The sequence below is a fragment of the bacterium genome (assembly GCA_030652805.1).
Lineage (GTDB): Bacteria > JAHJDO01 > JAHJDO01 > JAHJDO01 > JAHJDO01 > JAHJDO01.
This window is the reverse complement of the sequence record JAUSPT010000002.1, coordinates 1-10,869: the sequence shown is the minus strand read 5'-3', so window position 1 is coordinate 10,869 and position 10,869 is coordinate 1. Positions and strand designations below refer to the sequence as shown.

Annotated in this window: 13 protein-coding genes; 3 read left to right on the top strand and 10 right to left on the bottom strand. The window is 37.7% G+C overall.

Going from position 1 to position 10,869, the window contains the following annotated elements:
- A partial coding sequence (locus Q7J67_00185) for a transposase (protein MDO9463713.1) occupies nucleotides 1-1,280 on the top strand: 1,280 nt, incomplete at its 5' end.
- Between the two features lie 26 nt (nucleotides 1,281-1,306).
- Here Q7J67_00185 and Q7J67_00180 read toward each other — a convergent pair.
- From Q7J67_00180 to Q7J67_00165, 4 genes are all read right to left on the bottom strand, one after another.
- A complete protein-coding gene (locus tag Q7J67_00180; GenBank protein MDO9463712.1) occupies nucleotides 1,307-1,618 on the bottom strand; it encodes a hypothetical protein in 312 nt (103 codons plus the stop codon).
- A 48-nt stretch (nucleotides 1,619-1,666) separates the two neighbouring features.
- A complete protein-coding gene (locus tag Q7J67_00175; GenBank protein MDO9463711.1) occupies nucleotides 1,667-2,245 on the bottom strand; it encodes a nucleotidyltransferase domain-containing protein in 579 nt (192 codons plus the stop codon).
- Nucleotides 2,229-2,597 carry a hypothetical protein gene (locus tag Q7J67_00170; protein ID MDO9463710.1) on the bottom strand — a complete coding sequence of 123 codons (369 nt, stop codon included), beginning with the start codon at nucleotides 2,595-2,597 and terminating at the stop codon, nucleotides 2,229-2,231. Before Q7J67_00170 ends, Q7J67_00175 begins: the two co-directional genes overlap by 17 nt.
- A 168-nt stretch (nucleotides 2,598-2,765) precedes the next feature.
- Nucleotides 2,766-3,149 (bottom strand): desulfoferrodoxin, encoded by a 384-nt coding sequence (locus tag Q7J67_00165; GenBank protein ID MDO9463709.1) that lies wholly within the window; start codon nucleotides 3,147-3,149, stop codon nucleotides 2,766-2,768.
- Nucleotides 3,150-3,549: 400 nt separating this feature from the next.
- Between Q7J67_00165 and Q7J67_00160 the strand changes: the two genes are divergently transcribed.
- Both Q7J67_00160 and Q7J67_00155 read left to right on the top strand, forming a co-directional pair.
- On the top strand, nucleotides 3,550-3,855 hold the full coding sequence (locus Q7J67_00160) for a hypothetical protein (GenBank protein MDO9463708.1): 306 nt from the start codon (nucleotides 3,550-3,552) through the stop codon (nucleotides 3,853-3,855).
- Entirely contained in the window at nucleotides 3,852-5,348 is a 1,497-nt protein-coding gene (locus Q7J67_00155; protein MDO9463707.1) for an IS66 family transposase, read from the top strand. Before Q7J67_00160 ends, Q7J67_00155 begins: the two co-directional genes overlap by 4 nt.
- 355 nt (nucleotides 5,349-5,703) lie before the next feature.
- On the opposite strand, the gene Q7J67_00150 is transcribed toward Q7J67_00155, so the two are convergent.
- The 6 genes from Q7J67_00150 to Q7J67_00125 are packed head-to-tail and all read right to left on the bottom strand — an operon-like array spanning nucleotide 5,704 to nucleotide 10,584.
- Complete coding sequence (locus Q7J67_00150; protein ID MDO9463706.1) at nucleotides 5,704-5,874, bottom strand: hypothetical protein; 171 nt, start codon at nucleotides 5,872-5,874, stop codon at nucleotides 5,704-5,706.
- 14 nt (nucleotides 5,875-5,888) lie between these two features.
- Nucleotides 5,889-6,752: a DNA damage-inducible protein D gene (gene dinD, locus Q7J67_00145; GenBank protein MDO9463705.1), complete on the bottom strand. Its 864-nt coding sequence runs from the start codon at nucleotides 6,750-6,752 to the stop codon at nucleotides 5,889-5,891.
- Complete coding sequence (gene hisS / locus Q7J67_00140) at nucleotides 6,749-8,014, bottom strand: histidine--tRNA ligase (GenBank protein MDO9463704.1); 1,266 nt, start codon at nucleotides 8,012-8,014, stop codon at nucleotides 6,749-6,751. Before hisS ends, dinD begins: the two co-directional genes overlap by 4 nt.
- Complete coding sequence (locus Q7J67_00135) at nucleotides 8,008-8,220, bottom strand: DUF6485 family protein (GenBank protein ID MDO9463703.1); 213 nt, start codon at nucleotides 8,218-8,220, stop codon at nucleotides 8,008-8,010. The genes hisS and Q7J67_00135 overlap by 7 nt, the downstream gene beginning before the upstream one ends.
- A gap of 54 nt (nucleotides 8,221-8,274) precedes the next feature.
- Nucleotides 8,275-9,591, bottom strand: a complete 1,317-nt coding sequence (locus Q7J67_00130) for an ATP-dependent 6-phosphofructokinase (GenBank protein MDO9463702.1) — start codon at nucleotides 9,589-9,591, stop codon at nucleotides 8,275-8,277.
- Between the two features lie 42 nt (nucleotides 9,592-9,633).
- The gene (locus tag Q7J67_00125; protein ID MDO9463701.1) at nucleotides 9,634-10,584 is read right to left on the bottom strand and encodes an aldo/keto reductase; all 951 of its coding nucleotides are present in this window, start codon (nucleotides 10,582-10,584) and stop codon (nucleotides 9,634-9,636) included.
- Nucleotides 10,585-10,869: the final 285 nt, after the last annotated feature.

Here is a 10,869-nt window from a genome sequence, read left to right as displayed (position 1 = left end):
GTCCTATCTACTACAAAAACAGGCTCATCCAGATATTTCGGGATCATTGGGAAGGGTTCAAGGAGTTTCATCCTGAGCATGTAGATGAAGATATTGAGGTTAATGTCCAAAAGATGCTGGGTTGTGGACTGTTCAAGAACGGCTATGCTGAATATCGTTGTAGCTGCGGTTATATCAAGAGAGTTCCATTTAGTTGCAAATCAAGGTTTTGCCTGCGTTGTTCTAAGGTATATACTGATAACTGGGTAGTCAGGATGAAGCAAACTATATTTGCCAAGATTGAGCATCGCCACATTATCCTTACTGTTCCAGGAAGTCTATGGAAGTATTTCCACGATGGTCAAATGCTTAAGCTTTTAGCTGACTCTGGAGCAAAACTGGTTCAAGAGGTCTGCTGTATATGTTCAAGAGGCAAGAAAATAGAATTGGGAACTATCTTAATTACCCAGACTGCAGGGCGGAGATCTACATGGAATCCACACCTGCATCTTCTGGTTACAGAGGGAGGACTGGATAAAGATAATCACTGGAAAAAGTTTTATTATTTTGATTACAAAATATTACGCAAGAAGTGGATGTATATTCTCTTAAGCGCGTTAAAGAAGGCTTTAAGCAAGGATCCAGAGGCAATGAGGTTGATTGAAGAAGTATTCGAGAAGAGAAGCGAAACAGGGCTTATTGCCCGAGCTAAGAAAGAGAAAGTAAGAAAAACGGACATCATCGGATACTTGATCAAATACGTTGCATCCCCTCCCATAGCGTTATACAGAATAGCTGGTTATGATGGTGAATACGTGAGGTATTGGTATAGAGAGCATCCTACAGACAGGCAGGTTTTTGCCAAGGTTAATGCATATGAATTTATTGCAATGCTAATACAACACATCCCTCCCAAGGGTTTAAAGCTTATCCGTCACTATGGTCTGTATGCCCGTTGTAAGGTTAAGAAGGTAAAAAAATTAATCGATAGAACATTTAGATTTACAAAAGCTATTTCGCATGAATTCATTTCTTTTTTAGGTACATCGTCTTCCTCTGGAGACTATAGAAGCAGACTCCAGAAGAGTTTTGGCATAGATCCATTTAGATGTCCCAAGTGTGGAGAAGAGCTTATTCTTTATGAGGTGTGGCATCCTAAATACGGAAGAGTTTATGATATCTTTAGGGATGGGAAATGGGTAGAGGAGAGAAAGGATGTGGTGGAAAAAGAGTCCAAAGAACAAAGGACAATCCGACAGAACAATCAATTATTCTTGTTCCAAATGCAAGCATCAAATTAATGTTCCCATAGAATATATTGAGCAGTTTAAACCTGGCGGTAAAGAATATCACGATGATGGTCAAAGCTATTTGCATTGTCCCAGTTGCGGCGAGATGATAGAAATAAAGTGATTATTCTTGTCGGGAACCGTAATGGTTTCCCGCTTGTGAAAGCTTCCTGAGCAAAGCGAAGGATTTTTCTTGACCATTCGCTCCATTCTTCCCATGGAACTTTAGAATAGTTATCAGCATCCCAATTCAATCTTTCAACATCTTTTTTACTCATCGTTTCCGGTGGATACTTGTTGGCTAATCCGTATTTAATTTTCTCTAAAATAAATTCTTGATTCTTATCCATTCCAAAACCCTCTCTCATAAAATTTCACTTAGACGTTTATCGTAATTCCTATTTCCACACTTTCAACTGTTCAAACTGCACTTTGAATTTCTTGAAGAATTTTTCAATCTTCCCCATTTGCTCATAAGGAATCATTACACAACCCGCAGAAAGCTTCTGCCCGGCTATTTCCTGCAGTAAACCTTTATACTTGTATCCTTTTCTTATCTGTTCGTAAAGCTGTCTGTTAAATCGCACCTTATCTTTTTGGAGTAAGTTGCTTATCTGAAAAGAATAAATCAGGTAAGGTTTCTGCTTCAGCAGTATAGCAGATGGTATGTCGGATGGCTCTCTCAGATAGAGAATCTTTCCTTCCTGAAAGATGTTCTGGAGCAAGCCTGTATCTGTCTTTTGCAATTCAACTATGGTTCTTATTGTCGGCTGGATATTTCTGCCTATTTCTGATTCAAGCTCTATAACTTTATCCTGCACTTCCCTCAGGCTCTTATCTTCGGTTGTAAGTATAAATAAATCAATGTCTGACCTTGAAGTAAATTCTCCTCTGGCAAGACTCCCATAAAGGATGACAGCTTTTACATCTTCAATTTTTGAAAGCTCTTTTGATATCTTTTTAAGTATTCTTTTCATAGATTTCTACTTCAAACCTTTTTTCAAAAAACTCAATTATTATTTTAAGATTATCTACCACTGTCTTGGCTCTGTTGCCATTAATTCCGTCATAACCCAAATCACCATAGGCAAACCATATCTTACGCATTGCCTTGTTTACTTCAGCAGGGAAATTCTTATTTGAGTATTCATGCCTGCTCTTATGGTCACCAAAATGCTCTCCATTTCTAGCAGCATCAGTTTCTACTAACTGCTCAACAACCTTTGTGCCTAAATCTCCTACTACTGTGTTTTGTTTGTTGTTATAAGCATCAATTGCTGCTCTAAGTTTTTCTTTTGCCAATCCTAAATGTTTCTGAAAATCACCCATTTTTCATCCTTTCTTTTCGTTATTGTAACGAATTACACCTATTTTGTCAAGTTTTTCGTTATTGTAACACGGTATTCTATGTGTAAAAAGAAAAAAGGGCGAACATGATGTTCGCCCATACAATACAAAAATCGGAGAATGCAAAGAATGTAAGGATAATATTTTTATTTAACTTACCCACACTCCATGGATATTACAAAATATTCTTGCCTTTAATCCTTCAGCATGTAAATGACAGAATTCAGCAACCGGTTTATCATTGTACTTCAATCTTTTTCCAGCAACAACATCATCACCTTTTATAAGCTGGATAAGCTCTATGTAATGTTTTTCTTCCATTGGATGAGGAATAGAGCCAACTCTTACACGAATGCCTTTTTCAAATGACTCTACTATAGGAACATGTTTTTCTTTGCCTTCCTGCTCAGCGGTTTTTTCTTCAAGAAGATTCATCGGCTGTCCACAGCATACGAGCTCTCCAACGTGCGCTTCCAGAACAGATACGACATTTCCGCAAATATCGCATTTATAGATTGCGTTTTGTTTTGCCATTTCTTAGCCCTCCCTTTTTTTATTAATAATTCTTGCTCAACAGTTCAAAGTATGCTGTTGGATGGTTACAGTTTAGTTATCAAAAGTTGATTTTTTCAACTTTTTTGCATTCTCTTTATCACCTCCTCTAATTCAGACTTCAGACCATAGACATTAAGTTATAGTTTAGTTATAAAAAGTTGATCTTTTCAACTTTTTTTGCATTTTTACTTTATACGTAGAAACGCCACGACAATTCAAGCTCTCTGCCACCTCCTTTCCAGCTTGATTGATATTGATATATAGTATCATTTTTTTACAAAATTAAAAGAATTATTTTAAAATTTCTCCGATCCTCTTGACAAATACGACTTTGCGAGGCATAATCTGTTAATGGAATTTTAACAGAGAGGAAATTAGCTTGCCCATACGCAAAAAACAAATTCTTAATTACCTGAGCAAAACTACTGACATGATGAAGGGTTCTCTGGCAGAAAGTTATCGTTCTTGCGGGAAAAAGGGCTGTAAATGTCAAAGAGGAGAACTTCACCGTGGCTACTTTTTTTCCTTCTCTGCAAAAGGGAAACAAAACATGTTTTACGTTCCTAAAAAATACTATAACAAAATGAAAAAACTTACCAATAACTGGAAACATCATAAAAAGCTCCTTGAAGAACTTACAGACATAAATGTCCAATTAATTAAAAAAGGTGAATTTGAAGAATGAGCTATTCTCATTTTCCTGCAACAAAAGTTCAGCATTGCCATTTCTCTAAATCCTGTCCGCATCTTAACGGAGAATCTACTTTCAAGGTACTTGCTGAAAGAAACTATCTCAGGGAGAGGGTTAATCAAATGCAGAATCTTTTTGGTTTTGCTGAACGTGAAATTACTAAACTTAAAGAACAGGTAGGCCAGCTTACCCAAGAAAAGAAATCCCTTGAAGAAGATCTTACTCAAGCTCAACAAGCTCCGTTTAAGAAGTTTTATTCCAAAAGAAATTCTTCTGGCGATACTCCAAAGAAAAGAGGCGCGCCATTTGGTCATCCTGGAGCATCCAGAAAAAATCCTGAAACTATTGACGAATATGTTGCTGTACCTCTGAAGAAATGTCCTGTCTGCGGCAATTCTAAACTTTCTATCTGCAAAGATACTGACGAGCATGTTCAGCAGGACATTGTTATCAAAAAAGTTATTACAAGATCCTTTGTCCATTTCCATTACTGGTGTCCTCATTGCAAGAAGGTTGTTTCTGGCGTCGCAGAAAACGAAATCCCTAAAGCTCCCATCGGTCCTGTTGCTAAAGCTGTTGCAGGTTTTCTTAGATATCAGACTAAAATCTCTTATGATGATATTCAACATATCCTCCAAAATTTGTTTGGTTTAGAAATAACTCCGGGAGCAATTGTCGGATTTGATAACAAAATCTACCGAAAAGGGCTATCTCTCTATGAAGCTTTAAAAAAGATGTTACCATATACTTCCTCTATCTATGCCGATGAAACAGGCTGGAAGAAGAAATGGCTTTGGACTTTCTCTAACGAACAACTTATTTTCTTCCATATTGATCCTCATCGCTCCGGAGATGTTGTTAAAGAACATCTTGGTTCTAACTACAAGGGCATTCTTAGCTCTGACTTTTATTCTGCTTACAACAGTTCCATCAACGCTTTTGCTAAACAAAAGTGCAATGCTCATCTGCTTAGAGCTGTTAAGGATCTTGAGGAAAAGTTTCCTGAGGAGACAGAAGTTATTTCGTTCTGCAACAATCTCAAAAAGCTTATTCAAGACGCTATCCTTCTTCTTAGTCAACATGACAAATTGCCTCCGGAAAAATGGAAATCCTCTAAAAAGAATATCTTCCGTAGATTTAAAAGCTTGTACAAAATTCCCATTTCACATCCCAAGGCTGAAACCTTGCGCAAAAGATTGCTAAAACATAATGATGAAATCCTGACTTTTCTTAAGTATCCAAAAGTAGTAAAACCAACCAACAATATAGCCGAAAGAAGTTTAAGAAATTTGGTCATCTTCAGAAAGATTACTTTTGGCAATCGCTCTGACCAGGGAACTAAGAACGTATCTCTTATTTCAACTATTATCCAAACTGCCAAACTCAAAGGATTGGATCCCAAACAAGTTCTCATGACTCTTTTAACCAAAGGGCTAACTCCCGAACTCTTCAGACAATTTGATTTGCCACAAACAAGATCGCCTTGATTATTATTTTTATTTCGTTCAAATTTATTCGCTGATTTTCTCATCTAAATTTTCTCATTACTTTTTGTAGCTAAACTGTTACATATTCTTTTCATCTTTTCCTAATTCAGTTCTCATTTTATTACTATTCCTTTAATTTATGCTAACTTTGATTATAAAAAATATTTTTCTATTTCCTTCTCGTCAGGGTGATGTGATATTAAAGCCCCATATTTATATGGTCCATAAACTGGATACCAATCTCCACTTGGCGTACCAATAGCATAGTTATATACATTTAAAAGAGGTTCTCCTTTTCTTCTATTCGGTTCTAATTTTAGCCAATCAATGCCTCCATGATGACTATTTGAATCATCTATTCTATGAGGTTGGCTCCACTAACAAAAACAGCAAGGGTGTCTTCCATCCCAAAATGATTTTTAATATGCGTCCATTTTTCAGGTGCTATATCATTTCTTTTATAGAATCCATGACCTATCAATTTATTGAAATTCTCTTTTGAAATGTAAAAATTTGGTTTTATCATATTTTTATCTAACATTAATCGTTTCGGGTTATCTTCAAACTCTTCGATGTTTTTATGTTTCCTGCGATCTTTTTATCCTCGGATTTAATCCTACGCTGTAATTTTTTAATATCTTCTTCAGGAGGCAAAGACTCAGGCTTTATCCCACTTTTCTTGAGTAGATTCCGCACATCTTTGTTGTTTTTTATATGTTCGCCCGTAATAGCCTGCTCATCGCGTAAATTTTTCTTTTTTGTATTAAAGCTGGTAATTTCAGCCGCAAAATCTTTTGCCTTAATAGTTATAGTTGGCAAAAAATCAGCTAAAGGACGTTTTTCTGGCACGCCAAGCTTCTTTTTCATTTGCAGTGTCGTATATCCACCAAAAAGCGCGTGGTCACCTTTACTCCGTAATCGCGCAAATCCCTTTCCGTCAACACCGCGCTCATACACAACCCCTGAAAGTTTTGATTCGGTATCCGCAAGTTTTTCGCGAGCTCGTATACGTTCCGCCAACGCAATACGCTCTTCCAGCAATTCTTGTTTACGTGTTTGAATAGCGAAATAACTCTGTGCAAAAGCTATCTGTTCCTTGCGAGGATCACCGTTTTGGGCTATTAAGTAACAGGCATAGCGAGTAAGCATAACATCGTCAATTTGCCGTTCGCTTCCAGAGCCCAACTTGACCATTTTGTTAACGTCAACAAAATGGTCTGTCGTATCTTGGCTAAAATTCGCACAAGATGTTTTAGCTTTTTCAATAACCTGTAAAAAATTACGCCAATCCGTGTAATCTAATAATTCCTGAAGATCTCTTGCCATCCAATACTCAACACCCTTTTGCGTATATGTCAATCCTTCAAACGTTTTATTGAGCTGAACTATTATTTCTCTTTTCATGTCAAAATGACTCCTTTAACTAACTTTCCCTTTATGATTGACACTGCATTATCAAGCCTAATCTCTTCTTGTGTACTTGTTTTCATATCGCGAAGAATGACAGTGCCTTTTGATAGTTCATTTGTGCCTAAAATCAGACTGAATTTGCAGTTTGATTTTGCGGCTGTCTTCAACTGGTTCTTAAGAGTTTTTTCCTGATAAGTTGTTTTGGTATGTATTCCATTTTGTCTTAATGCAGCAAGGAATGCAAACACTCTTTCATCCATGGGGAAATCGAGATACACTAGGTATACTGAGTTGCTGCTTTGGAAGTTTCTATGTGCTAATAGCATTATCATTCTCTCAATTCCTGCTGCAAATCCAACAGCAGGAGTTGATTTTCCACCCATCTGTTCAACCAAGTTATCATATCTTCCTCCGGCAGCAACTACATTCTGCGCGCCAAGCTGAGAATGAATAATCTCAAAGATCACACCTGTGTAATAATCAAGGCCACGAACAAGATAAGGCTGTATTTGATAATCAATGCCTAAACAGTTTATGTGTTTCTCTACTGTCTCAAGTTTATTCCTGCATTTGGCGCATAAATTTTCTGTGATAGTAGGTCCTTCTTTTACGTGTTGAATGCATTCCGGTTTTTTGCAGTCCAGAATTCTTAAAGGATTAGTAGAGTATCTGCGTTTACAGTCCATGCACAGGTTTTTGATTCGGTTTTCAAGGTGCGCTAGAAGATGTTTTACGTACTTTGACCTGCATTCCCCACAACCAATGCTATTCAGCATTACTTTTAGGTTTTTAATGCCCATTTTGGATGGAATTTGGATTGCAATATCAATTATCTCTGCATCCAGTCTCACATCTTCAATGCCAATTGCCTCTGCTCCAATCTGATGGAATTGCCTTGTTCTTCCTGACTGCGGTCTTTCATATCTAAAAAATGGGCCTATGTAGTATAGTTTTACAGGAAAAGGCTGTGTATACATATTGTGCTCAACAAATGAGCGTACGATCGAGGCAGTTCCTTCAGGTCTAAGAGCGAGTTCTCTACCCTTTTTATCAGAGAACACATACATTTCTTTACTTACAATGTCTGTAGATTCCCCAACACTTTTTTGAAAGAGTCCGGCTTGTTCAAATATAGGCGTGCGAATCTCCCTATAATCATAAGCTTCCAGCAGATTTCTGGAAACAAGCTCTAACGCCTGCCAGGTACCTACATCACTTGGTAATATATCACTTGTCCCGCGAACTGTTTTTACCACCACTTTCCTCTTTCCTGATAGGTTTCCATAAATTTTTCAATGCTTCTATCATACGTTTTCTCAATATCATCAGGGAAGAAACAGGCAGAGAATTGTCCCATTTGCCAATGATAGTTAATACATTCGCAGCAAATACCTTTCTTACTGCACGGTTCATAAGTGCAGTTGCAATTTAGCTTATTCTCTTGAACATTACACTCTTTCATAAATTTTCCTAAAGTTTTTGTTTACAAGCGGAGGTAAGCACATAAATGTTTGAATCATACCTGACCGGTCGTTTCCAAAACAGTCTGCCATAAATGGCCGTTTGGGTCAACTTTTTTCTTCTTCAGAACAGCCAGTGATATGGGGATATGCACAAAGTACTGGTTCCAGTAGCTTATTACCATATTTGTTCTGCCTGACATCCCGGCATGCACAGCATTTTGTCCAAGCATCAGGCAAAATGCCGAATCTTGAGAATTGGCAGGTATACTTCGGATTATATAGCTTGGATCTATATACTTTAAAACCAATGGTTTTTTCTTCTCTTTAAAATATTTTATAATTTCCTTCTTTAAGAATCCTCCGATATCCTTATATACAATATTACCGGAAGCATCTCTTTCTTGATAACCAGCTTCTTGTATCAAGTCCTGTCCCGCTCCTTCAGCTACTACAATTAGAGCGTGATGCTTCCTGTCCAGACGTTTCTCAAGTAGACGTAAAAATCCGTTTTCTCCTTTTAAAACAAGAGGTACTTCCGGGATAAAACAGAAGTTTGCATCACTGTTTGCCAGAGTAGCATAAGCAGCAATAAAGCCAGAATCCCTGCCCATTAGTTTAACTAACCCAACACCATTCCAGGCTCCTTTGGCTTCTTCGTGTGCTCCGCAAATTGCTGAACGCGACGCTTCAACAGCTGTTGAAAAGCCAAAAGACTGCTCTACTGCGCAGATATCGTTATCAATTGTCTTCGGAACTCCAATTACCCCAATTTTTAAATCTCTTTTCTTTATCGCTTTAACTATATCTGAAGCTCCTCTTAGTGTGCCATCGCCCCCAATAACAAATAATAAACTAATTTCTCTTTTTTCCAGATTGCTAACTATATCATCCGAATCTTGCTGACCGCGGGACAACGACAGGATATCTCCTCCTTTATGTTGAATTTCATCAACAGTTTCCGGGGTTAATACTAATGGTTCTTTAGGGGCGCTTGATGACAGGCCTGCATATCCATAGCGAAAGCCGAAAACTTTCCTGACACCATATTGCCATATAAGGCTAAGAACGATTGTCCGTATTACATCATTGAGCCCAGGACATAATCCTCCACAAGTAACTATTCCACAGTTTATTTTTTTTCCGTCAAAGAAGATTCTTTGCCTTGGACCAGCTCTTTCAAACATTGGAAGTTCTTTATCAGAGTTTTGACATGCTTTTAAATCTTTAGAATGTGAATATATTAGAATTTTTTCATGGTCATTAGTGAAGTAATCTCTGCTTCTTACAATGGGAGAAACTACACTTGAAGATCCAATCTTTTCAATTGTTAAATCTGGCAATTCATCCGTAGTCAAGCAATGAGTATCCATAAAAGTCAGTATACTATAAAATAAAGAAAATGTGCAAAATATTCAGCGATTTAATAATTTTTCAATTACTCCAATATCATTTTCAGTAAGTTTAACATCACCCGCAGCTGCAGTTTCCTGAATCTGCGATTGGCTTCTGGCTCCCACAATAGCTGCAGTTACTTCTTTTCTGCGCAAAACCCATGCCAGGGCAAGCTGTGCAAGAGTTATATTATTCTTCTCTGCTACGGGTCTGAGAGATTCCACCAGCTCAAGATTTGCACTTAACTGAGGTTCTTGAAATTGTATATTCTTGCGTCGATGATCATCTTTTGGGAGATTTTGAACGCGTTCTTTAGAGAACTTTCCTGCAAGAAGCCCTCTTTGCATTGGGCTGTAAACTATAACTCCAATATTGTTTTTTTTGCAATAATCCAGCATCTCATCTTCAATACCTCTTTCCAACATGCTGTAAGGCGGCTGGAGTGAAGCAATCGGATGAATAGGTTGAATGCGTTTGAGCTGTTCCACACTAAAATTCGAAACACCACCGTAGCGAATTTTCCCTTCTTTTATGAGAGTTGCTATTGTATCCCATCCTTCTTCTATCTCCTTTTCAGGTATTGGCCAGTGAATCTGATACAAATCAATAACATCTACTCTAAGTCTCTTTAAACTTGCTTCAACCTCGGAACGAATACTATCTTTTTTTAGACTGTTGAATATTCTTCGTTTTTCATCCCAGCGTCTGCAACATTTTGTTGCAATGATGGGTTTTTCTCTCATTTCTTTGATAGCTTTACCCACAACGATTTCAGAGTGTCCAAGACCATAAAGAGCAGCCGTATCTATCCAGTTTATGCCGATATCAATTGCTTTACGTATAGCAGCAATTGATTCTTTATCATCCTGTGGCCCCCATGCGAATTTCCACCCGCCTCCGCCGATTGCCCATGTGCCGAGACCTATATTTGTTATATTTAGATCACTATACCCTAATTTCCTTGTCTGCATAATCTTGTGTTCCGCGTCTCTCCGCACCAGTTACAATAATCCTAGCAACCATTTGCGTTGTGTTATAGTTTAATCACGTCTTTTATCATAAAGAATATCGTATGGCAAATTTATTGCAAAATTTTGCTTATATGCTAGTATACTGTGCGGAGGCTGAGAAACATAGGTAACACTCGTGGTATGATAGAAGACATCCAAACATTGCGAGCTAGCGAGCAATGTTTGGAGCAAGAATCTACCATATCGGAGGAGTTGCCAAATGAGAAAGACAGCTAGTTTTTACTT